This is a genomic window from Arsukibacterium perlucidum DSM 18276 (assembly GCF_000382165.1).
Taxonomy (GTDB): domain Bacteria; phylum Pseudomonadota; class Gammaproteobacteria; order Enterobacterales; family Alteromonadaceae; genus Alishewanella; species Alishewanella perlucidum.
In genome coordinates, this window is the sequence record NZ_KB907710.1 from 46,535 (window position 1) to 67,933 (window position 21,399).

General features: G+C 51.0%; 21 protein-coding genes. 11 read left to right on the forward strand and 10 right to left on the reverse strand.

Features of this window, described 5'->3' with window-relative positions:
- The first annotated feature begins 67 nt into the window (after positions 1-67).
- The 6 genes from mpl (at position 68) to H141_RS0109160 (ending at position 6,583) form a co-directional block, all read left to right on the forward strand.
- On the forward strand, positions 68-1,423 hold the full coding sequence (gene mpl, locus H141_RS0109135) for a UDP-N-acetylmuramate:L-alanyl-gamma-D-glutamyl-meso-diaminopimelate ligase (RefSeq protein WP_019675954.1): 1,356 nt from the start codon (positions 68-70) through the stop codon (positions 1,421-1,423).
- Positions 1,414-2,082, forward strand: coding sequence for a flavin prenyltransferase UbiX (locus H141_RS20040; RefSeq protein ID WP_420834575.1), 669 nt, complete (start codon positions 1,414-1,416; stop codon positions 2,080-2,082). Before mpl ends, H141_RS20040 begins: the two co-directional genes overlap by 10 nt.
- Positions 2,079-3,005, forward strand: coding sequence for an ABC transporter ATP-binding protein (locus H141_RS0109145; protein ID WP_019675956.1), 927 nt, complete (start codon positions 2,079-2,081; stop codon positions 3,003-3,005). The genes H141_RS20040 and H141_RS0109145 overlap by 4 nt, the downstream gene beginning before the upstream one ends.
- Positions 3,005-3,775 (forward strand): ABC transporter permease, encoded by a 771-nt coding sequence (locus H141_RS0109150; protein WP_019675957.1) that lies wholly within the window; start codon positions 3,005-3,007, stop codon positions 3,773-3,775. The genes H141_RS0109145 and H141_RS0109150 overlap by 1 nt, the downstream gene beginning before the upstream one ends.
- Positions 3,776-3,929: 154 nt before the next feature.
- Positions 3,930-5,576 (forward strand): pyridoxal-dependent aspartate 1-decarboxylase PanP, encoded by a 1,647-nt coding sequence (gene panP / locus H141_RS0109155; RefSeq protein WP_019675958.1) that lies wholly within the window; start codon positions 3,930-3,932, stop codon positions 5,574-5,576.
- Between the two features lie 35 nt (positions 5,577-5,611).
- The gene (locus H141_RS0109160) at positions 5,612-6,583 is read left to right on the forward strand and encodes a hypothetical protein (RefSeq protein WP_169337170.1); all 972 of its coding nucleotides are present in this window, start codon (positions 5,612-5,614) and stop codon (positions 6,581-6,583) included.
- Here the strand turns inward: H141_RS0109160 and frdD are convergent.
- The 5 genes from frdD to H141_RS0109185 are packed head-to-tail and all read right to left on the reverse strand — an operon-like array spanning position 6,572 to position 10,762.
- Complete coding sequence (gene frdD / locus H141_RS0109165) at positions 6,572-6,946, reverse strand: fumarate reductase subunit FrdD (RefSeq protein WP_019675960.1); 375 nt, start codon at positions 6,944-6,946, stop codon at positions 6,572-6,574. The genes H141_RS0109160 and frdD overlap by 12 nt on opposite strands.
- On the reverse strand, positions 6,943-7,335 hold the full coding sequence (locus H141_RS0109170) for a fumarate reductase subunit C (protein WP_026349347.1): 393 nt from the start codon (positions 7,333-7,335) through the stop codon (positions 6,943-6,945). The genes frdD and H141_RS0109170 overlap by 4 nt, the downstream gene beginning before the upstream one ends.
- Before the next feature lie 11 nt (positions 7,336-7,346).
- Positions 7,347-8,057 (reverse strand): succinate dehydrogenase/fumarate reductase iron-sulfur subunit, encoded by a 711-nt coding sequence (locus H141_RS0109175; protein WP_019675962.1) that lies wholly within the window; start codon positions 8,055-8,057, stop codon positions 7,347-7,349.
- The gene (frdA, locus tag H141_RS0109180) at positions 8,054-9,850 is read right to left on the reverse strand and encodes a fumarate reductase (quinol) flavoprotein subunit (protein ID WP_019675963.1); all 1,797 of its coding nucleotides are present in this window, start codon (positions 9,848-9,850) and stop codon (positions 8,054-8,056) included. Before frdA ends, H141_RS0109175 begins: the two co-directional genes overlap by 4 nt.
- A 15-nt stretch (positions 9,851-9,865) precedes the next feature.
- Complete coding sequence (locus H141_RS0109185) at positions 9,866-10,762, reverse strand: prenyltransferase (protein WP_019675964.1); 897 nt, start codon at positions 10,760-10,762, stop codon at positions 9,866-9,868.
- 162 nt (positions 10,763-10,924) lie between these two features.
- Here H141_RS0109185 and H141_RS0109190 point away from each other — a divergent pair, with 162 nt between their 5' ends.
- The 4 genes from H141_RS0109190 (at position 10,925) to H141_RS0109205 (ending at position 16,193) form a co-directional block, all read left to right on the forward strand.
- On the forward strand, positions 10,925-11,560 hold the full coding sequence (locus tag H141_RS0109190; protein WP_019675965.1) for a DUF2959 domain-containing protein: 636 nt from the start codon (positions 10,925-10,927) through the stop codon (positions 11,558-11,560).
- A gap of 60 nt (positions 11,561-11,620) precedes the next feature.
- Complete coding sequence (locus H141_RS0109195; RefSeq protein ID WP_019675966.1) at positions 11,621-11,845, forward strand: hypothetical protein; 225 nt, start codon at positions 11,621-11,623, stop codon at positions 11,843-11,845.
- An 83-nt stretch (positions 11,846-11,928) separates the two neighbouring features.
- A complete protein-coding gene (locus H141_RS0109200) occupies positions 11,929-13,839 on the forward strand; it encodes an SLC13 family permease (protein WP_026349348.1) in 1,911 nt (636 codons plus the stop codon).
- On the forward strand, positions 13,836-16,193 hold the full coding sequence (locus H141_RS0109205) for an SLC13 family permease (protein ID WP_019675969.1): 2,358 nt from the start codon (positions 13,836-13,838) through the stop codon (positions 16,191-16,193). Before H141_RS0109200 ends, H141_RS0109205 begins: the two co-directional genes overlap by 4 nt.
- 10 nt (positions 16,194-16,203) lie before the next feature.
- Here H141_RS0109205 and H141_RS0109210 read toward each other — a convergent pair whose 3' ends face one another.
- Positions 16,204-16,728 (reverse strand): cytochrome b, encoded by a 525-nt coding sequence (locus tag H141_RS0109210; protein ID WP_019675970.1) that lies wholly within the window; start codon positions 16,726-16,728, stop codon positions 16,204-16,206.
- Positions 16,721-17,701: a catalase family peroxidase gene (locus H141_RS0109215; RefSeq protein WP_019675971.1), complete on the reverse strand. Its 981-nt coding sequence runs from the start codon at positions 17,699-17,701 to the stop codon at positions 16,721-16,723. The genes H141_RS0109210 and H141_RS0109215 overlap by 8 nt, the downstream gene beginning before the upstream one ends.
- Before the next feature lie 266 nt (positions 17,702-17,967).
- Here H141_RS0109215 and H141_RS0109220 point away from each other — a divergent pair, with 266 nt between their 5' ends.
- Complete coding sequence (locus H141_RS0109220) at positions 17,968-18,585, forward strand: hypothetical protein (RefSeq protein ID WP_019675972.1); 618 nt, start codon at positions 17,968-17,970, stop codon at positions 18,583-18,585.
- A 128-nt stretch (positions 18,586-18,713) separates the two neighbouring features.
- Here H141_RS0109220 and H141_RS0109225 read toward each other — a convergent pair whose 3' ends face one another.
- From H141_RS0109225 to panB, 3 genes are all read right to left on the reverse strand, one after another.
- Positions 18,714-19,535, reverse strand: coding sequence for a DUF72 domain-containing protein (locus tag H141_RS0109225; RefSeq protein ID WP_033425456.1), 822 nt, complete (start codon positions 19,533-19,535; stop codon positions 18,714-18,716).
- A gap of 165 nt (positions 19,536-19,700) precedes the next feature.
- Positions 19,701-20,543: a pantoate--beta-alanine ligase gene (gene panC, locus H141_RS0109230; protein WP_019675974.1), complete on the reverse strand. Its 843-nt coding sequence runs from the start codon at positions 20,541-20,543 to the stop codon at positions 19,701-19,703.
- Entirely contained in the window at positions 20,544-21,338 is a 795-nt protein-coding gene (gene panB, locus H141_RS0109235; protein ID WP_019675975.1) for a 3-methyl-2-oxobutanoate hydroxymethyltransferase, read from the reverse strand.
- Positions 21,339-21,399: the final 61 nt, after the last annotated feature.

The window sequence follows — 21,399 nt, forward strand, 5'->3', positions numbered from 1 at the left end:
TGCAGTTTTGATCGTAGTTTTATCTGTTTTTCTGATACCAACGGGCCTGCATAGCAGGAAATAACTGATGCATATTCATATTTTAGGTATTTGCGGCACCTTTATGGGCGGCATTGCCGCTATTGCCAAAGCACTGGGCCATCAGGTTACCGGTTCTGACCAGAATGTTTATCCGCCGATGAGCGACCAGCTGGCAGAGCTGGGCATTGGCCTGGTGCAGGGTTATGACAGCAGCCAGTTTAGCCCTGAGCCTGATTTGGTGATTATTGGTAATGCTTTATCCCGCGGCAACGAGGCGGTGGAATATGTGTTAAGCCGCGGTTTGCGCTATACCTCAGGTCCGCAGTGGCTGGCAGAGCAAGTGTTACAGGACCGCTGGGTATTGGCCGTCGCTGGCACTCATGGCAAAACCACTACCAGCAGTATGCTGGCCTGGATTTTAGAAGCCGCAGGCCTGAAGCCGGGGTTTTTAATTGGCGGTATTCCGCAAAATTTTGATACGTCAGCCCGGCTCGGCGAGTCACCTTTTTTTGTGATTGAAGCTGATGAGTATGACACCGCTTTTTTTGATAAGCGTTCAAAGTTTGTCCATTACCGGCCCCGTACTCTGGTGATTAATAATCTGGAGTTCGACCATGCCGATATTTTCCCCGATTTAGCCGCTATTCAGCGCCAGTTTCATCACCTGCTTCGCATGGTGCCGGCAAATGGCCTGGTATTATCACCGGAAGATACCAAGGCTGTCAGTCAAACCCTGGCTATGGGCTGCTGGAGTGAACGCCAGAGCTATGGCCAGGACTGGCGGGCCGAGCTTATAAATAATGATGGCAGTGCCTTCCGGTTATTTTACCGGCAGCAATTACAAGGCGAGCTGCACTGGCAATTAGGCGGCCAGCATAATGTGGATAATGCGGTAATGGCGATTGCGGCCGCCAGGCATGCCGGGGTACCGGTAAACGTTGCCCTGGAAGCAATGAGCCAGTTTATCGCGCCGAAGCGCCGGATGGAGTTGAAGGCCGATATTGCTGGCATTAAGGTTTACGATGATTTTGCCCACCACCCAACGGCCATTGCTACTACCTTACAGGGCGTGCGCAATAAAGTGGGCCAGGGGCGTTTAATAGCCGTATTGGAGCCACGTTCAAATACCATGCGAATGGGCGTGCACGAGGCGGCCTTGCCGGTGGCGTTAGCCATTGCCGACAAAGTGTATTTGTATGAACCGGCCAATGCCAACTGGTCGCTGGAAGCCTTAACCCGCAGTTTAAGCCCGAAAGCCCATTTATCGCATGATATCGAGGCGCTGGTCGGTTTACTGGTCGAACAAGCGGCAAAGGGTGATAACATAGTGATTATGAGCAACGGCGGCTTTGGCGGCATTCACGATAAGCTGATAAGCGCCTTAGCGCAAAAATGGGAGTAAGCATGCAGGAAATTACCTTAGCCTTTACCGGTGCCTCAGGGGCCCCTTACGGCTGGCGCTTGCTTGAAATGTTGTTGCAGCAGGGCATCAGGGTTCATCTGCTTATTTCCAGTGCGGCCCGGGTGGTGTTTGCTACCGAACATGATATTAAATTGGCTGGTGCACCGGACAAATGTACCGAGCAGCTGCAGGCCCACTTTCAGTGTGGCAATGGACAACTGACGGTTTATGGCAAAGATGACTGGTTCTCGCCGGTTGCGTCGGGCTCTGCCGCGCCAAAACATATGGTGATTTGCCCCTGCTCTACCGGTACTGTGGCGGCGATTGCCTGTGGTGCCAGCGATAATCTGATAGAACGTGCTGCTGATGTGGTGATTAAAGAGGGCGGTAAACTGATTTTAGTGCCACGGGAAAGCCCGCTTAGTGCTATTCATCTGGAAAACCTGCTCAAGCTGGCCCGGCTGGGCGTAACCATTATGCCGGCGGCCCCCGGTTTTTATCATCAGCCGCAGCAAATCAGCGATTTAGTCGACTTTATGGTGGCACGTATTTTAGACCAGCTGGGGCTAAAGCAGCAGCTTACTGCGCGATGGGGCTACGGCGGCGGACGAGATGCTAAAAACACCGGCAATAACACAGATACAGGAGAGCGCGAGTGAGTTTGGCGTTAGATATTTCGGCGTTACACAAGGTTTATAAAAGCGGTACCGTCGCCCTCAGTGGTATTGATTTGCAGGTTAAGCAGGGTGACTTTTTTGCCTTACTTGGCCCCAATGGTGCAGGCAAAAGCACTACCATCGGGGTAATAACGTCGCTGGTTAATAAAAGCAGTGGCAAGGTCAGCGTATTTGGTTTTGATATCGACAGCCAGCTGGAGCAAGCGAAAAGCCAGCTGGGCTTAGTGCCGCAAGAGTTTAACTTTAATCAGTTTGAAACGGTGCTGCAAATTGTGGTTAATCAGGCCGGTTTCTACGGTGTGCCGAAAAAACTGGCGTTAACCCGCGCTGAAAAATATCTTGGACAACTTGGCCTGTGGGAAAAACGTGAGGCCCGTGCCCGTGAATTATCGGGCGGCATGAAGCGGCGGCTGATGATTGCCCGCGCCCTGATGCATGAACCCAAATTGCTGATCCTGGATGAGCCCACCGCCGGGGTAGATATCGAACTACGCCGTTCAATGTGGGATTTTCTGCGGACCATAAATAAAGCCGGGGTCACTATTATTCTTACTACCCATTATCTGGAAGAAGCCGAAATGCTCTGCCGTAATATCGCTATTATCGATAAAGGCCGGATTATTGAAAACACCAGCATGAAAGCGTTATTGAATAAACTGACTGTAGAAACCTTTATTCTCGATTTAGATCAGAACCCTGCCAGCGTGACCCTGGATGATGTCATCTGGCGGGCGCTGGATGAGCACAGTATTGAAATTGACGTGCCAAAAAGTCAGGGCTTAAACCCTATTTTCAGTCAGCTAAGTAAGCAACAGGTGAATGTGTTATCGATGCGCAACAAAGCAAATCGTTTAGAGGAGTTATTTGTGAAGCTGGTGGAAACTGGTCGCGGGGGGGCAAACTAATGCGTGCCAGTTATCTGATTGCTCTGCAAAGCATTTTAAATAAAGAAATTACCCGTTTTATGCGGATTTGGGTGCAAACTCTGGTGCCACCCGCCATTACCATGAGTTTGTATTTTGTCATTTTCGGCAGTTTAATCGGCTCGCGCATCGGCGATATGGGTGGCTTCAGCTATATGGACTTTATAGTACCGGGGCTGATTATGATGGCCGTGATCACCAACTCTTACGCCAATGTGGCATCATCGTTTTTCAGCGCCAAATTCCAGCGTAATGTGGAAGAGCTGCTGGTGGCACCGGTACCGAATTACCTGATTATATTGGGATATGTCGGTGGCGGGATGGCCCGTGGTATGTTGGTAGGATTAATTGTCACTATCTTGTCACTGTTTTTTGTCGATATTCAGATCCATAACCTGGCGATTATCATTGTCACGGTGATCCTGACATCGATGCTGTTTGCGCTCGGTGGCCTGATTAACGCTATTTATGCCAAAACCTTCGACGATATCAGTATTATTCCTACTTTCGTGTTAACGCCGTTAACCTATCTGGGCGGGGTATTTTATTCGTTAACTATGCTGCCTGGTTTCTGGCAGAACGTGGCAGCGCTGAACCCTATTGTTTACATGGTTAATGCCTTTCGTTATGGTTTTCTCGGGGTCAGCGATGTCAGCCTGACCCTGGCACTGACCGTGGTGATTAGCTTTATCGTGGTCATGTTCAGCTTTGCCCTGTATTTAATTAATCGTGGCATTGGCCTGCGCAGCTAAGCCTGGCGGAACCATTGAAATTTTTACAGACATTTTCGGGCAGTTGCAGTAGAGTTAGGCCCTTTCTGCGGACCTATCTGCCGGCTTTTACTGTAATACTTAAGCTTGTAGACCTAAAGTGGGGCCTGTTTCGGCTCAGTGAGTAGCATAAAGCATGACAGAACCGACAAAACGGCTGGCTGCCGCCTCTGAAGATGCACTCTGGCGTATCTTTACGGTACCGGAGGCGCCGGATTCCACCCTAAGTATTATTGAACAGAATCTGTCACAGAATCTGGCCGGCTTTCTGCGGGAAAGTATTGTCGCGCTGGAAAAACCGTTGTGGCAAATCGAGCGGGATTTTCAGGCCCATCAAATTCCATTGTCGCCGCAGTTTGTGTCCGATTATGCCGAAAGCATAATGCAAAAACTGGTTGCGCACTCAGTGCATACCGCCTCTCCCAGCTTTATTGGTCATATGACCTCAGCTTTACCGTACTTTGTGCTGCCGTTGTCGAAAATGATGGTAGGGCTGAACCAGAACCTGGTGAAAATTGAAACCTCCAAAGCCTTCACCCCGCTGGAGCGTCAGGTATTGGGGATGATGCATCATCTGGTTTATGGCGAGAAAGACAATTTTTATAAAAAGTGGATGCACAGTGCCAATCACTCGTTAGGTGCTTTTTGCTCCGGCGGTACCGTCGCTAATATTACAGCGTTATGGATTGCCCGCAACCGTCTGCTTAAAGCTGATGGCGACTTTAAAGGCATTGCCAGAGAGGGCTTATTCCGGGCCTTAAAGCACTATGGTTACGATGGTTTGGCTATTGTCGTATCAGAGCGGGGCCACTATTCACTGGGTAAAGCCGCCGATGTGCTGGGTATTGGCCGCGATTATGTGGTCAGCGTGAAAACCGACGCAGATAACAAAGTTGATGTGGCGCAAATGCAGCAGGTGTTAACTGAGCTAAATGCGAAAAATATCAAGGTACTGGCGATAGTCGGCGTGGCCGGTACCACTGAAACCGGTAATATTGACCCCTTAACCCAGCTTGCTGATTTAGCCGAACAATTTCAGTGTCATTTTCACGTGGATGCTGCCTGGGGTGGTGCGACCTTGTTATCAGATCAATACCGCCATTTAATGGCCGGTATTGAACGGGCCGACTCTGTAACAATTGACGCCCATAAACAAATGTACGTGCCAATGGGCGCAGGTATGGTGGTGTTTAAGCATCCGTCATCGGCCCATGCTATTGAACATCATGCTGAATACATTTTGCGCAAAGGCTCAAAAGATTTAGGCAGCCAGACCCTCGAAGGCTCGCGCCCCGGTATGGCGATGCTGGTGCATGCCTGTTTGCAGGTGATTGGCCGCGATGGCTATGAAATTCTGATTAACCGCTCGCTGGAAAAAGCCCGCTACTTCGCCACCTTAATTGAGCATAATATTGATTTTGAGCTGATTACAGCGCCAGAGCTCTGTCTGCTAACCTATCGCTATGTACCGGCCCAGGTGCAAAAAGCCATGGCTCTTGCCAGTAGTGAACAGCGCCAGCAGTTTAATGAGCTGCTAAATGGCCTGACTAAATTTATTCAGAAACGGCAGCGGGAAGAGGGTAAGTCGTTTGTCTCGCGGACCCGCTTAACCCCGGCAGCTTACGATCGGCAGGAAACCATCGTGTTCCGGGTGGTACTGGCGAACCCGCTGACCACCGAGCAAATTCTGCATGACGTTTTGGTGGAGCAGGATCAGATAGCCCAGCAAAATAAAGAGTTTTATCCTAAGTTATTGCAGCTGGCTAAAACGCTGACAGGCTGATAGTTATGGGTGCGAAATCCCGACGTAACATTGTTATGGCACTAATTATTACGACGTTGGTTTTTGTCGCAATTTTTGTTGTAATTGTTGTGTTGAGGATGGTTTATCCAGGTGATAAAGCAGCAACCGCTACTGAATCGTTGCGGGTATCAACAGAAAAGAGAGTAACAGCGCCAGATGTTGTGCCCCCTGATACTGGTGACACCGGCAAACCGTTAGCAGCAAATCCGCCTGAGCAAGAGAATATGGCAGTTTTGCGTGCTGATATCTCGGCTAAACCGGAACAGCCAATAGCAAATCAAAACTGCCAGACACTACTGCAAGCATTGCAAAGCCATCCGGCCAGAGATCAGTTTCAGGACTGGTATCAACAAGAACTGTCTGCCGATTTGCATGACAGCTACTACCAGCGGCTTAGTATGGAGGAGTTGCTGCAACAAGCACAAGCAGCTGATATTCATGCTATGCGCATGCTGGCTGAGAAATATTTCCGTTACGCCCGGTTTCAGCGCTACGACCAGCCAGTTGAACAGCAACAACAAGCGGTTCTGGATCGTTCAGCGCTGGCTCAAGCACGCTACTGGGCTGAACAAACAGCACTTCATGGATACGGCGGAGCATTTATGCTGTTAGCCGGAATGTATTTTGTAGAATTGGAAGACTTCAATCGGCGGTTAATATCAGCACAGCAACAACAGGCTCTGGCAGAACAAATTAACGATACTGAACTGATGATAAGGGCTTATTTATCGTTGTCTATTGAGGTAATGCCGCAGTTACATGACTTACTATACCCTGTACGCCACCATTTGCAGCAATCACCGTTGCCTGCTGAGGACCGCGCTCTGTTCGATGACATTTTTCAGAACTTATTCCAGGAGTGGCAATATAAACGTGCCCTGCTGGGGTTGGCTCCAGAGCTGGAGTTTTTTATGCCAGCTGAGGTTGAGTCGTATATCCAGCTGGAAAACGAGCTACACAAATGCAATAGCCAGTTAGCTGATTAAGTATAGTGCCAATAAGCTGATTACAGCCGCACTGCCATAACACAGCACTTTGCTGAGCAAACCGCCGCCCAGCTGAAGATCGTGTAAGCCATGATGGATCCGATGCGCCGCGTGAAACAGCGGTAAGCAAATTACGCTACCGACAAAAGCTAACCCGGCCAGACCCCACAGCGATTGGTAGAGTAATTCTGATATGCGTGGATAGCTCAGGCTATCGGCTGTAATTACGCCCAGTGCCGGTAACAAAGCCAATGCCAGAATGGCTCCGGGTACTACCACCGCAAAACAGACGCCACCAGCGCTGAATAAGGCCCACCATACCGGCTCGTCGGAACGTTTTGGTGGCGCATTTTTTTGTATCATAGCCATCCTCCCAACAGTAAAACCAAGCCGGTTGCCACCAGCAAGGTGGCCAGCCACTGGCCGGCGATCATTAAACCGGGCCGCGCCAGCGGCATCACTCTTGGAAATAACTCAAAAAAGGTTTTAGCGTGAAATAAGCTGGCAATAAACGCCAGCAGGTTAAGCAGCACCACCCAGGGCTGGGCCATAAACGCCAGCCAGTGTTGCCACTGCACTTCACCCAGGTTAAGGCAATACAAGCCATATAGCAGACAGCCAATAAAGAACAGTAACGGCAGTACGGTCGCTTCGCGCAGCATATACATTTGGAAATAACGGTGCTGCAGCCACCAGGTGCGTGCCATTACTGGCTGATAGGGGCCGGGCGCTGATTTTTTCTTAACTACCATGGCTGCCATCCTTAAGGTTTAAACATGCTGATAATAAAATCGCCGGCCGAGGCCACTTTGCCCTGATTAATGGCCGCTGCCGGGTCGACTTTTTTCGGGCAGACTTCAGAGCAAAAACCGACAAAGGTGCAACCCCATACCCCGTTTTTGCTATTGAGTTCAGGCATCCGGGCGGCTTTGCCCTGATCGCGGCTGTCCAGGTTATAGCGCTGGGCCAGGGTGATGGCCGCCGGCCCCAGAAACTCGGGGTTTAAGCCAAACTGCGGACAGGCCGAGTAACATAAACCGCAGTTAATGCAGTTGGCAAACTGCTGGTATTTGGCCAGTTGCGCCGGCGTTTGCCGGTGAGGCTCAGCATTTTGCTGATCGTTAATTAAATAGGGCTTTACTGCGCTTAAGTGGGCTAAGAACGGCTGCATATCGACGATTAAATCTTTCTCTACCACAAAATGCGCCAGCGCGCTGACGGTCACTTCATCAGGATAATCCCGCAAAAATGTTTTGCAGCCCAGTTTGGGTATGCCGTTCACCATTACGCCGCAAGAGCCGCATATCGCCATCCGGCACGACCAGCGAAAGCCCAGGCTTGGGTCCTGCTGCTGCACCTGGAGCAGCGCATCGAGCACTGAGGTGCTGTGATCGCTGTCTACCTGAAATGCCTGTAATTGCGGCTGGCTGTCTTGTTCGGGGTTATAACGGGCGATGTTGATGGTTTTGCTCATACGTTGCTCCCTGCTGAACCACTCCCTGCAAGACCACTCCCTTTAGCGCCATAGTGGCGCTCAGCCGGCGGCAAGCTGGTTATTTTTACTGGTTGCCAGCTAATCATCGTATTGCCATCGGGCTGGCGGATTGCCAGGCTGTGCGTTAAGAAGTCGTTGTCATTGCGTTTTGTCATACCCTCATCCAGCCGCTGATGGGCGCCGCGCGACTCGGTGCGGGCCAGCGCGCTGCGGCAAATAGTTTCTGCCACATCGAGGCCAAACCCCAGCTCCAGATGTTGCAACAAGGTACTGTTATAAACTTTACTGTTATCAGTTACTTTTAGCTGCTGATAGCGGGTTTTTAGCGCCTGCAGGGTGTCGAGACACGATTGCATACCGGCGTTGTCACGATAAATGCCGCAGCCTTGCTCCATGGCCAGAGTGAGCTCTGTGCGAATGGCATGGACAGTGTCATCACAACTGTCAGCAAATAAATTGCCGATATAGTTTTGCTGCTGCTCACTTTGCACCGCGACTGCGCTCAACGGTGGCAGGTTCGCCTGCAGTGCCAGCGCTGCGGCTTGTTCACCGGCCACTTTGCCAAATACCAGCAGCTCAGATAATGAATTAGACCCCAACCGGTTGGCGCCATGTAAGCCCACCGAGGCACATTCACCCACCGCAAACAAACCAGCAATGCTGGTCTGGCAGTTAATGTCGGTTAAAATGCCACCCATGGTGTAATGTACGGCCGGGCGAATTGGAATAGGGGCGGTGGCAGGGTCAATATTGACATAGGCCTTGGCCAGTTCGCAGATAAAGGGCAGCCGGCTGGCTAAATGGGCTTTACCAAGATGGCGTAAATCCAGGTACACCACGGCATGACCCTGATAATCGGCGGTTAAGCCAAGTTGCTGTTGCTGCCAGAAAGCCTGGGAGAGTTTATCGCGTGGCCCCAGCTCCATATATTTATTCTGTGGCTGGCCGGCCGGGGTTACCGGGCCCAGGCCATAATCCTGTAAGTACCGGTAGCCGTCTTTATTCAGTAAAATCCCGCCTTCACCACGACAGGCTTCGGTAATTAAAATGCCACTGCCCGGCAAGCCGGTGGGGTGATATTGCACAAACTCCATGTCGCGCAGTGCCACACCATGGCGATAAGCCAGCGCCATACCGTCACCGGTAACAATGCCACCGTTGGTATTGTAATGAAACACCCGGCCGGCCCCGCCGGTAGCGAGAATAACGGCTTTAGCCATTATCTGTACCAGCTTGCCGCTGCTGAAATCAATGGCCAGCACGCCGGCAATTTGCTGTTCAACCACTAACAGGTCAACCACAAAGTATTCGTCAAAGCGCTTGATGGCAGGGTAACGCAGCGAGGTTTGAAACAAGGTATGCAAAATATGAAAGCCGGTTTTATCGGCAGCAAACCAGGTGCGCTCAGTTTTCATGCCACCAAAACGGCGAACTTGCACCTTACCATCGGTTTTACGACTCCAGGGGCAGCCCCAGCGTTCTAATTGCACCAGCTCCTGATAAGCGTGAGCAACAAAATACTCCACCACATCCTGCTCGGCCAGCCAGTCGCTGCCGCTTACCGTGTCCTGAAAATGAGCTGCCAGGCTGTCTTCATCCAGGGTTACTGCTGCCGCACCACCTTCGGCAGCAACGGTATGTGAGCGCATCGGGTAAACTTTGGAAAGCAATGCCACCTGCAAGCCCGGACTGGCTTCAGCGGCAGCGATAGCTGCCCGTAAGCCGGCGCCACCGCCACCCACTACAATAATGTCCTGCTGTAATTGTTGCATTGGTTGTCCTTAACGTCAGGTTGGGCCGGCCCACAGTAGCCCGGCCAGTAATAATAGTGGGTAAAGATGACATAGCAGTACATTTAAGCCCAGATAAGGCTGCAGTTGCTGCGGCTTATCAGCAAAGCGAAATAGCCCTGGCAGCAACTTGGCTACCAGCCCAAGGGTAAGTAGCGCCAGTAAACACTGCCAGGGCAGAATGTTGCTGATTACACCGGCAAGCAGCAGCAGATAACTTAGTAATAACAGTAAGGTATAAACACTGGCACTGTGGCGCCGGCCAATAACAATAGGTAAATGGCGCCGGCCAACCTGGCGGTCTGCCTCGACGTCGGGAAACTGGTTTAAAAGCAGTAAATTACTGATCAGCAAAGTCATAATAAAGGCCAGCAGCCAGGCTGTGGCGCTAACACTGCCAGCGAGCACCCAGTAGCTACCCAGAGTCATAAAAATTCCAAAACCAATGCCCGGCGCCAGTAAACAGAGCAATGGCCAGCGGTTAATGTGCCGGGTGTAGCCGTAAATAAGCGCCACTCCGGGTATGCCAATAAGTAGCGGTTGCCAGTTAAGCTGATAACTCAGATATAAACCGCCAGCAATTAACAGCAACATGCTGACTATGGCCAGCGTCAACGCCAGATTTGCCGCAGCCGGATGCTGGATCAGGGTGCCACTGCCACCGCTGAATGGCGTGCGGTTGGTTAAAAAATCAAGGCCCGATTTAAAATCAAGGTATTCATTCAGCGCATTGACACTTATATGGGCGCATAATCCCATGGCAGTAACCAGTGTCAACAAGCCAGGCGATAACAGATGGCCGGCATGCCAGCTGGCCCCTGCTGCAAGGGCTATACACACCAGCGTCAGGCTTAAGAAGTTGACACGTGCTACGCCGCAAAGCTGTTTAAGCAAACAACACTCCTGTAAAACATATTTGCTACAGAGTATAGCCGGCTGGCAGCTTGCAGCTTGATCTGCGACATTTTTTTCGCATTTATGTTGTAAACTAATGATGAATTGCTATTGTCGGGGCAGTGCTGGACCGTCTGGCCCATACCAAATTAAGGAACCCTTATGCGTACACTATTACTGGTTATGTCATTGCTTTTGCTGGCAGGTTGCCAGAGTGCCTACTACTCCACTATGGAAAAAGTAGGCGTGCATAAACGCGATATTCTGGCCGACCGGGTAGATAAGGCCCAGAACGCGCAACAAGATGCCCAGCAACAGTTTAAATCTGCCTTAGAGCAATTCAGTAGCCTGATTAAGTTTGATGGTGGTAGTTTGCAAAAACAGTATGAGCAGACAGATGAGCAGTATCAGGCCTGTAACGAAGCTGCCGCCAATGTTTCAGAGCGGATCAACAGCATTGAGGATGTGGCAGAAGCCTTGTTTGATGAATGGCAGGATGAACTGGATATGTATACCAATCCGAAGCTGAAACAGGACAGCAAAGCGAAGCTGAACTCGACCCAGCGCCAGTACAAGCAACTACTCAGTACCATGCGCCAGGCAGAAAGTTCTATGGCGCCGGTGTTGGATAGCCTGCGGGATAATAGTTTGTATTTGAAGCATAATCTGAACGCGCAGGCGATAGGTGCCTTGCGTAGTGAGTTCGCTACTGTCGAACGGGACATTACCCTGCTGATCAGCAACATGAATAAAGCTATAAGTGAATCACAGCAGTTTATTGCTACCCTTAAACAATAGAGTCTGCGGACGCACTGGCGCGATTTGTTCATTTAAATTTAATCTAAACAGGAGAGTTCTATGTCAGGTCAGGGATCTGGTGGCAATGTTATCGCTGCACTTTGCAATATTTTTATACCGGGCCTGGGGCAACTAGTCCAGGGGCGGATATTAGCGGCACTACTGTTTTTTGTTATTTGTGCGGTAGGCTATGCGCTATGGTGGCTGATTATCCCCGCCATTATTGCGGCTATTGCCCATTTATGGGCGATTATTGATGCGGCTAAGTTCAGGGCCCGTTTTTAGCGGTCAGCATGCTGACAAAGCCACTGTTAGCGTAAGTGAGTCGCTGCTAACTAAGTAAATTTTAATTTAATAAAAGAGCCACTATGACCACGCCGCAAACGATTATTATCCTGATCTTGCTGGTTACTATCGGCATGTTTCTGTGGGGCCGCTGGCGCCATGACATGATAGCGCTGGCTGCTTTGCTGGCTTGTGTCGTTACCGGGGTAATCGACCCTGCTGTCGCTTTCAATGGCTTTGGTCACCCGGCAGTTATTACTGTTGCCTGTGTGCTGGTATTAAGTGCTGGTTTGCAGCGTTCGGGGGCGGTCGATGTCTTGGCTCGCCATGCTATGCCGAAAAATGCCGGCCTGATGGTCAGTATGGCGGCGCTGGTTGGTATCGGCGCTTTGTTGTCGGGTTTTATGAATAACGTGGGGGCATTGGCTTTACTAATGCCGGTTGCCCTGCAGGTAGCTAACCGGTTAGAGGTGCCGCCGGGCCAGGTGCTGATGCCATTGGCGTTTGGTACTATTCTTGGAGGAATGACGACACTAATTGGTACGCCGCCTAATTTAATTGTGTCGGGCTTTCGGGCACAACAGGGCACTACTGGTTTTGCCATGTTTGATTTTACACCAGTAGGGTTCGCTGTGGCGCTGACAGGTTGCATATTTGTGGTGCTGGCCTGGCGCCTGGTGCCTGCACGGAAACAAGCCGGCACTGAAGGTTTTGAAACCGGAGCTTATCTTACTGAGGCTCGGGTAACTGAAAAAAGCAAAATTGTTGATATGCGTTTGTATGACATTGAAAAAGAGTTTGATGACAGCGGTGCGCAGATTGTCGGGCTTATCCGAAATAACGTTAAAATCAACGCGCCCAGCGGAGGCAGGGTTATCCGGGTTGGTGACATTTTGGTGTTGGAAGCAGAGGTCGATTCGCTAGGTGCAGTGTTGTCTACTCTGGGTCTGGAACTGGAAGAATCAAAAACAGTTGAAAAATCCGCTAAATCTGAATTAGCCGACAGCGATCAGACAAAACCTGAGCAAGAGAACAACAACGATAAGGGGCCTTCAGAGCCACATGCCCCCGGCAGTAAGCCACCGGAAAACAAAACGCAGGACAGCAAGCTGCAGGACAGTAAGCCGCAAAATTCTGAGGATATCGTGTTAATGGAACTGGTGGTGCGGCCAGAGTCAAATTTACAAGGTCGTTCAGCTACCAACATAATGCTGCGTTCCCGCTACAGTTTGAATTTACTGGCTGTGTCACGTGATGGTAACCGTTCTAAATCCCGTCTGCGAAATTTCAGAATGCAGGCAGGTGATTTATTATTGTTGCAAGGTACCAGTGAGAGTGTGTTGGAGTTCGCCAGTGATTATGGTTGTGTGCCACTGGCAAAAAGAGAACTGAAAATTCCGGATAAGAAACAAGCTGCCCTTGCGGGAATAATCATGTTTTTCGCTGTTGCCGGTGCGGCTTTTGGTTTGTTACCTGCAGCTATATCTTTCGCACTGGGTGTGCTGGCATCGATGGTCTTTAAAACCGTGCCGCCCCGTTCTGTATACAATACTATTGACTGGCCGGTAATCGTTTTACTGGCAGCACTTATCCCGGTAGCAGGAGCTATGGAGGCAACAGGTACGGCTGCCCTGATAGCCAGTTTACTAATGGAGTATGTTGCGCAGGGTAATGCGATAGTCGCTCTGGGGATGGTTTTGGTGATTACCATGTTTTTATCTGATCTGATGAATAACGCGGCAACGGCAGCAGTAATGTGTCCTATTGCTATTGGTGCAGCTATGACGCTGGGGGTCAATGCAGATTCATTCTTAATGGCAGTTGCAATTGGTGCATCCTGTGCGTTTTTAACGCCAATAGGTCACCAGAACAATACCCTCATTCTGGGGCCCGGTGGCTTTAAATTCAGTGATTACTGGCGCCTTGGCTTACCCCTGGAAATTCTGGTGGTGCTGGTCGCCTTGCCACTGCTTACGGTGTTCTGGCCACTATGACGCTGGAAATCGCCCTGGTCTTACTCCTGCTAATGGCTGCACTGATGCTGTTTATTACTGAGTGGCTGCGGATGGACGTAGTCGCCTTACTGGTATTGTGCGCACTGGCCCTGCTGGGGCTGGTTTCTCCGGCAGAAGCGGTAAGTGGCTTCAGCAACCCGGCCGTCATTACTGTTTGGGCCATGTTTATTATGAGTGAGGGCTTAACCCGGGCCGGCATCGCCGACAGCATCGGCCGGCGGGTTATTCGTTTATCAGGCAACAGCGAAACCCAGATGATCATCGTGATTATGCTGGTTGCCGGTTTGTTATCGGCTTTTATGAGTAATATCGGGGTAGTGGCGTTATTGCTGCCTGTTACGGTAGAGGCGGCCCGCCGCTGTGGCATTCCGCCAGCCAAGGTGCTGATGCCGATGGCGTTTGGTGCCATGCTAGGTGGCCTGCTTACTTTAATTGGTACCCCGCCAAATTTACTGGTGAGTATTGCGCTGGAAAACAATAATCAGCCGGGTTTTAATTTATTCGACTTTGCATTGATAGGCTTACCGGTACTGCTGGCAGGTACCTTGTTTGTGGCCTTTATTGGCCGTCATTTACTGCCGGCCACTGATCCGGGCCGGGCCGGGCTGGCTGGCAGCCGGAATCTGAGCGATCAATATGGTTTGCAGGAGCGGATTTTTGCCCTGCGCTTACCTAAGCCATCGCTACTGGCCGGTCGTACGCTGGAAGAGTCAGGGTTGATAAATACCGTCGGCCTGGTGGTAATAGCACTGACCCGCGGCAAGGAAACCTTTACCCTGCCATCACGCCAGACAGTGCTCAAAGCGGGCGATATCGTGTTGGCCCAGGGCAAATTTAACCGTTTTGAACGGCTGCGTAGCTGGAACTCACTTACTATTGAGCGCGAAGCGCCAATGTTGCACGAAAAACTGTTGGCGGCCAGCGGTCTGGCTGAGCTGGAAGTTGCTGCCGATGGTCCGCTGGCTGACGAAATATTAGAGCATCACCGCTTCCGGGAAAACTATCAGTTAAATGTACTGGCCGTTAAACGGCCGGGCCAGACTTTGCGCACCCGGCTGGCTGATTTGTCGCTGGCGGGCGGTGATAAAATTCTGGTGCAGGGCAGCCGCACTGCGCTGGAGGCGATGCAAAAACAGGAAGCGTTCAGTGCGGTAAACCCGTTAAGCGCCGACGATGTAAAACGCCAGTATAAGCTGGAAGAGCGGCTGTTTGTATTGGGTTTGCCGGCAGACAGCCCGCTGGTAGACAGTACCTTCGCCGATAACCGGCTTGGTGATGCTTTTGATTTCCGGTTACTGGGCCTGTTTCGTAATGGTGAAATTATTCAGCAGTTTCATTCTGACGACAAACTGGAAGCCGGCGACTTACTCCTGATCCAGGGCCGGGAAGAAGATCTGGATATTCTGCGTGGCTTTAAAGAGCTGGAGCGGCTGGACGATATGTCGCCTTACCTCGACTTGCTGGCTAAAGGCAAGCTGGAGCTGGTAGAAGCCACCTTGCACCCCCGTAGTAAATACATCGGCCAGAGCGTCAACGCGCTGCAACTGGATAAACGCTACAAGGTTGAGGTGGCTGCCATCTGGCGCGAGGGCCGCTCCTACCGCACGGCACTTGGTAGCATGTTGCTGCAACCGGGTGATGCCTTGCTGATTGTTGGTCCGCGTTCCCGTCTGGCCCAGCTGACTGACAGTGAGCATTTAATCGTTATGAACCCGGTGCAGGTAAAACCTATTAATGCCAGTAAGGCACCGCTGGCTGCCGGTTTAATGGGCCTGATGGTGCTGCTGACGGTAACTGGCGTGCTGCCGATTTATCTTGCTGCAATCCTGGCTGCTACCTTAATGGTCGCCAGCCGTTGCCTGAGCATGGAGCAGGCCTATGCCGCTATCGATTGGCGCTCGATCTTTCTGATTGCGGGCATGCTGCCGCTTGGTCTGGCAATGCAGCATTCCGGTGCTGCCGCCTGGCTGGCCGGTGGTGTGCAATCCGGTTTAGGTCAGTATGGCCCCCTGGCCGTGATGGCAGGTTTATATCTGGTTACTGCGCTTGGTACCTTAGTTATTCCCACAGTGGCGCTGGTGCTGATAATGGCGCCCATTGGCTTAATGCTGAGTAGCGCATTGGGAGTGAATGGCCAAAGCGCGATGATGGTAGTGGCTGTAGCGGCCACCAGCCTGGCCAGCCCGGTATCCCACGCCGCCAACACCCTGGTAATGGGCCCCGGCGGCTATCGCTTCATTGACTACTTAAAAGTAGGCGGGCCGTTAAGCCTGCTGTTATTTGTTATCACTATGGCTTTACTGCCCGTATTCTGGCCGTTAAGTGGTGGCTAGGGTCAGTGCCTTACAACATACTTTTTAGTACATTATCTTTACGGATAAAATGATGGTGCAGGGCTGCGCCAATATGCAGCGCTATCATGCCGATAAGGGCCAGTGCCAGCCAGCCGTGCAGTTCCCGGAACAGCGCATAGTTATAAATATCAACTTGTAACGCGGCCGGCAGCCTGAACCAGCCAAACACGTCGACTGGCCTGCCGGCAAAATACTGCATCAGATAACCGGACACAGGCATGGCAAACAATAAGATATATAGTAACCAATGCGATGCTTTAGCCACAGTTTTTTGCCAGTCAGCCAATTCATCTGGTAACGCGGGCAGCTTATGCTGCAGGCGGTTTATCAGCCTTGCCGTTACCAGTAAAATAGCCACAACCCCAAATGCTTTATGGATGTTTAACAGAGTTAACTGCCAGGTTTGCAGTGAAGTTACCATCAGTAGGCCTGCGGCCACCATGGATAATACTAATGCCGCCATCCCCCAGTGAAATAAACGCATAGACAGTGAAAAACGATCTGTGTTACTCATTATTGCTGCCCTCTAATGCACCTTGTAATTGTTCTTTTGCCCGGCGCCGGTATGACTCTGCATAGGCTGCGGAGCGCGCGCGCAGAATGGGGTCGGCTGTTGCTTTAATGCCGTCAGGTAACACCAGGGGGTCAAAATTAATGGCATGACAATCGCCCTCAAGTTGCGGTGTTGTGCCGGTAAGTACCAGCTGGCCGGCAATAATCTGCTGGCGGCTGTCAGGCCATGCTTTGGTTGGATTATTTTCATCATCGGTGGCATCTGCCAGAGTGAATACCCAATCGAACACCACCTGATCAGCGGCTATTCTGGCCGCAATTTCCTGTTGCAGCGCATCAGGGGCGGTTAAATCAGTGGCAGCGACCGAAACTGTGGGTTGCATCGCCCAGCGCACCGCTTGCTGCTTGCCGTCAGCGTTGACTAAATAAAACGCATTAATGCTGTAATAGGTTTCAGCCGCAAAGCTGCCCGTTGCCTGGTATTGCCCGGCCCAGGTTAAAAACTCGCTACTCTCAGGGTGTGCAGCAAAAAATTGTTTTACTGCTGCCGGGCCAGCCTGAATGGCTTGTATTTGCTGGTAAAAGGTGTGCGGATCGGCCACTGCCATTACCGGCGGCGTATTCATCGCCAGGCGCCATTGCTCGGTGCGACTGCTGGCAAAACTTAACGCCATGCTACGAACCGGCGCTTTTAAATCCGGAGCAGTAGGGTTATTGCCCGCAATCGACAAGCGGCCAGTAAAGGGGGTAGCGCCTGTCTTAAAAAGGCTGGCCTTTGAGTAATCGGCCAACTGGCCGTTGGCCCGGAACTCACCACTGACACAAATGCCTTTGGCATGGGCGCGACGAAACCCCGGAAAATCAGTGTTACCTTGTTGCAGGTCGACAAACTGCTGCGCTGAGACCCTGGGCGGGCCCTCGGCGCTGAAACTAAATGCCGGGGCCAGTAATAGCGTCAGATATAATGCTTTCATTTTAAAATACTCATTGCTTATTTATCCTTAACTGAAGTTATATGCGCTTTAGCTGCATACGGTTCAAAGACCGGGGCATTGCCTAATATCTTTCAGCGCTAACGTCACCCGATGCCCGGTAAGGTGTGACATTAATCCTTGGAAAAGTATGCAAATTAAAACTGTGCAGTTGCGAAGCTGTTATCAAAACAATTGCGCAACAATGATATTATTGGCAGGATTGGTGCTGAAGAATATATCGCTTATGTCTGGAGTGTTAGTAAAATATGGATTTTGATCAGAACAAATATAAAGTATGGAAGCTACCTAACCCTTTGTTATTGCACTGGGTCATTAATCCCGGCTTAGCATTTAATGAACTGGTTTTAGGGCAACGGATACCAAAAATCACCCTGATAGATAAAACCAGTGATGCGCCATTGATTGAAAAGCAGTACGTACCCTGCCCACATTGCCATACTATTCATGATGCCAGGCTTTGGGGTAAGCAGGGGGCTTTTAAAAACTGGTTCGGCTATTTATGCCCACAGTGTGACGAAGTGATCCCTTGTCTCTGGAATTTAACCAGCTTGCTGTTGTTAGCGCTAACGTTTCCTATCTGGGGATGGTTTCGAAAGCCCCTTAAAGCAAAGTGGAAAAGCTATAAAAAGAACGAACAGCTTGCCAATAAAGACACTGAGCTGGTTAAAGCAAAAGATATTTCCGGCATAAAAATGGGGCTGACTTTTGGTGCGCTAATGTTTTGCGTTATGTCTTTGCCGCAAATAATCAGTCAGAACACCTCTGTTAAGATGATTTTAACTCAAGTAGCGATTTGGCTGGTAGCCGGCCTGGCATTTGGCGGCATAATGAAATTCGTGCTAGGGCGTATCAAAAATATCTGAATCAGAGCTTTATATTATTTAAGGGTAGTTAAGTGGTAACAGTTGCAGTTTTGCTATATAAGAAATTGCTGCTTAAAAGCAGGAGAAGTCGCGGTAATTAGCCTATTGCTGAGCAGTTTGCTGTAACCTTACCATAACCCCAGCTGTGCCTGCTGCTCGCCTGACCAGGGTGCCAGCACGGAGTGGGGTTGTTGCAGGTCTTTGACAAACTGACGGCACAGCTGGGGTGCCAGGGTATTGTCCGGGGTGTGGAAGAAACAATAAGGGCTTTTGCCCTCACGCAGCCAGCCGTTAATTTTTGCCAGCCAGGGTGTATAGAATTGGCGGTTAAGCTCCAGATCATCGGTGCCGATAAAGCGCAGCATCGGCCGGTCACTCAGACAAATAGCATGCACCGGTAAGCGTGGCTTCTTCGCCTGGGCGTCCAGCAGGGCCGGGCTATTTGCCGCCACTGAAAACAGCGCTCTGCTGTCCAGTACCACCCGCTCAGCATTATAGCGCTGCAACAGGCGGTTTAAGGTCAGCTCATGCTCTGCCTTATCAAAAAACGCCGGATGTCTTACCTCTACCGCCACTGGTATTTTACTGCTTAATAGCTCAAGCACAGTGGCAAATTGCCCCAGCAGCGCCGGGCCGGCAGTTGCCGGTAGTTGTAAGTGAACTAAACCGATGTAAGGGTGGACCGGGGTAAAATGCTGCCACCATGCTAACAGGGCGTTGTGATCAAGCTCTGCCAATTGATGGCTAAAACGGCGGGGTACTTTAAATACAAACCTGAAATGCTCTGGCAACTGAGTGGCCCAGCGGGCGAGCTGGCTTTCGGACGGGTCAGCATAAAAGCTGGTATTGCCTTCCACGCTGTTAAAGTACTGGCTGTAACCGGCTAAAAATTCGTTGTTGCTGAGATCGTCGGCAAATAAGCTGCCTTTCCAGCGGCTGTTAGCCCACATCGGACAGCCAATATATAACCGTTGTCTTTCAAACTGCACGGGTGTTGGCTGCGGCTCGTGAACCCCAATCACTTAGTACAGCTAAGTTCATGGGTCGCACTGGCGCTCCAGTTCACGGTCTTGCCGCCTACGCGCATTTCGAAATCCATTGGTTATAGATCAAGGTTACAGCTCCAGATTATCAATCAGCCGGGTGGTGCCCAGTCTTGCTGCGGCCAGAATGACTTTTGGCTCGGTGGCATCAACAGCTAATGCCAGCGTGTGCTGGTTGCTGATGTTGACATAATCCGGCACAAAACCCGCTGCTGTAAGTGCTGTTTTAGCTTGCAGCTCCAGTGCGCGGTAATCGCTATTGCCTGCGGCTACAGCCGTTTTAACCTGCTGCAATATCTGATACAGCGCCGGGGCTTTGGCCCGCTCTGCCGGCGTTAAATAGCCGTTGCGGGAGCTCAGCGCCAGGCCATCGCTTGCACGCTCAGTGGCGACGCCGATAATTTCAATTGGCAAGGATAAGTCGATAACCATCTGGCGGATAATCGCCAGCTGCTGAAAGTCTTTTTTACCGAAGCAGGCGATATCGGGCTGCACCAGATTAAACAACTTACAAACGATGGTCGACACGCCGCGAAAATGGCCGGGCCGGTTGGCACCGCAGTGCAAGTCACCCAGTTGCGGCACTTCAACAAAGGTTTGAGCCTGCAGCCCGCGCGGGTACATAAGTTGTGGGGTAGGGGTAAAAACAGCATCAGCAGCGTGTTGGGTTAAGCCGGCAACATCATCATCCAGGGTGCGTGGGTAATTAGCTAAATCTTCGTTCTGCCCAAATTGCATTGGGTTAACGAAAATACTGACAATCACTTTATCAGCACGGCTTTTCGCCACATCAACCAGCTGCAAATGGCCCTGGTGGAGGTTACCCATGGTAGGCACAAAGGCGATTTTGTCACCGGCGCGGCGCCAGCTGGCTATTTGCGACCGAAGTTCATCAATAGTGGCAACAATATTCATTTAGTTAAAACTATGTTCTGCGCCGGGAAATACCTGGCTTTTTACTTCACTGACATAGGCGGCAATGGCGCTTCTGATCTCGCCGGTTTGTGCCAGATAGTTTTTCGAGAATTTCGGGATATAACCGCTGCTGATGCCCAGTAAATCGTGCATTACCAGAACCTGACCGTCAGTGACGTTGCCGGCACCAATCCCGATAACCGGAATGCTAAGGGCTTCAGTAATCCGCTTGGCCAGCGGCGTTGGAATACATTCCAGCACCAGCAGTTGGGCACCGGCATCCTGCAGCGCTTTGGCTTGCGCAACCATAGCATTGGCGGCCGCATCGGTTTTACCCTGCACTTTGTAGCCACCAAAAATGTGCACCGACTGCGGCGTAAGCCCAAGATGGCCACATACCGGTACCCCGCGCTCGGTTAATGCTTTAATAGTAGGCAGTAAAAAATCACCACCTTCCAGTTTCACCATATTAGCACCGGCTTGCATTAGTGGGGTGACGCTTTGCATTGCCTGCTCTGGTGTGGCGTAACTCATAAAGGGTAAATCGGCAATGACAAAAGCGTCCGGTGCACCGGCCCGTACGCTCTTAGTGTGGTAAGCAATATCGGCTATGGTAACCGGCAAAGTATCGCTGTGGCCCTGCAGCACCATGCCCAGCGAGTCGCCAATTAACAACACATCGACGCCTTGCCCGGCAAACAATTTGGCGAAGCTGGCGTCATACGCCGTCAGCATGCTGATTTTATCGCCCTGCTGCTTCATTTTTTGCAGTACCGCTGTGGTGATTTTAGCCATAGGTTCTCATCCGACCATTAATTCCGGGTGCGCAAGATCGCACAAAGTTCCGCCAGCTGCA

What these genes read in the sequence shown, in the direction of transcription:
- panB (WP_019675975.1), bottom strand. Translation starts at nt 21,338, where the DNA reads ATGGCTAAAATCACCACAGCGGTACTGCAAAAAATGAAGCAGCAGGGC.
- H141_RS0109175 (WP_019675962.1), bottom strand. Translation starts at nt 8,057, where the DNA reads ATGAGCAAAACCATCAACATCGCCCGTTATAACCCCGAACAAGACAGC.
- frdD (WP_019675960.1), bottom strand. Translation starts at nt 6,946, where the DNA reads ATGATACAAAAAAATGCGCCACCAAAACGTTCCGACGAGCCGGTATGG.
- H141_RS0109170 (WP_026349347.1), bottom strand. Translation starts at nt 7,335, where the DNA reads ATGGTAGTTAAGAAAAAATCAGCGCCCGGCCCCTATCAGCCAGTAATG.
- H141_RS0109150 (WP_019675957.1), top strand. Translation starts at nt 3,005, where the DNA reads ATGCGTGCCAGTTATCTGATTGCTCTGCAAAGCATTTTAAATAAAGAA.
- H141_RS0109200 (WP_026349348.1), top strand. Translation starts at nt 11,929, where the DNA reads ATGACCACGCCGCAAACGATTATTATCCTGATCTTGCTGGTTACTATC.
- H141_RS20040 (WP_420834575.1), top strand. Translation starts at nt 1,414, where the DNA reads ATGGGAGTAAGCATGCAGGAAATTACCTTAGCCTTTACCGGTGCCTCA.
- H141_RS0109205 (WP_019675969.1), top strand. Translation starts at nt 13,836, where the DNA reads ATGACGCTGGAAATCGCCCTGGTCTTACTCCTGCTAATGGCTGCACTG.
- frdA (WP_019675963.1), bottom strand. Translation starts at nt 9,850, where the DNA reads ATGCAACAATTACAGCAGGACATTATTGTAGTGGGTGGCGGTGGCGCC.
- panC (WP_019675974.1), bottom strand. Translation starts at nt 20,543, where the DNA reads ATGAATATTGTTGCCACTATTGATGAACTTCGGTCGCAAATAGCCAGC.
- H141_RS0109195 (WP_019675966.1), top strand. Translation starts at nt 11,621, where the DNA reads ATGTCAGGTCAGGGATCTGGTGGCAATGTTATCGCTGCACTTTGCAAT.
- H141_RS0109215 (WP_019675971.1), bottom strand. Translation starts at nt 17,701, where the DNA reads ATGAAAGCATTATATCTGACGCTATTACTGGCCCCGGCATTTAGTTTC.
- H141_RS0109225 (WP_033425456.1), bottom strand. Translation starts at nt 19,535, where the DNA reads ATGTGGGCTAACAGCCGCTGGAAAGGCAGCTTATTTGCCGACGATCTC.
- H141_RS0109160 (WP_169337170.1), top strand. Translation starts at nt 5,612, where the DNA reads ATGGCACTAATTATTACGACGTTGGTTTTTGTCGCAATTTTTGTTGTA.
- H141_RS0109190 (WP_019675965.1), top strand. Translation starts at nt 10,925, where the DNA reads ATGCGTACACTATTACTGGTTATGTCATTGCTTTTGCTGGCAGGTTGC.
- panP (WP_019675958.1), top strand. Translation starts at nt 3,930, where the DNA reads ATGACAGAACCGACAAAACGGCTGGCTGCCGCCTCTGAAGATGCACTC.
- H141_RS0109210 (WP_019675970.1), bottom strand. Translation starts at nt 16,728, where the DNA reads ATGAGTAACACAGATCGTTTTTCACTGTCTATGCGTTTATTTCACTGG.
- H141_RS0109220 (WP_019675972.1), top strand. Translation starts at nt 17,968, where the DNA reads ATGGATTTTGATCAGAACAAATATAAAGTATGGAAGCTACCTAACCCT.
- mpl (WP_019675954.1), top strand. Translation starts at nt 68, where the DNA reads ATGCATATTCATATTTTAGGTATTTGCGGCACCTTTATGGGCGGCATT.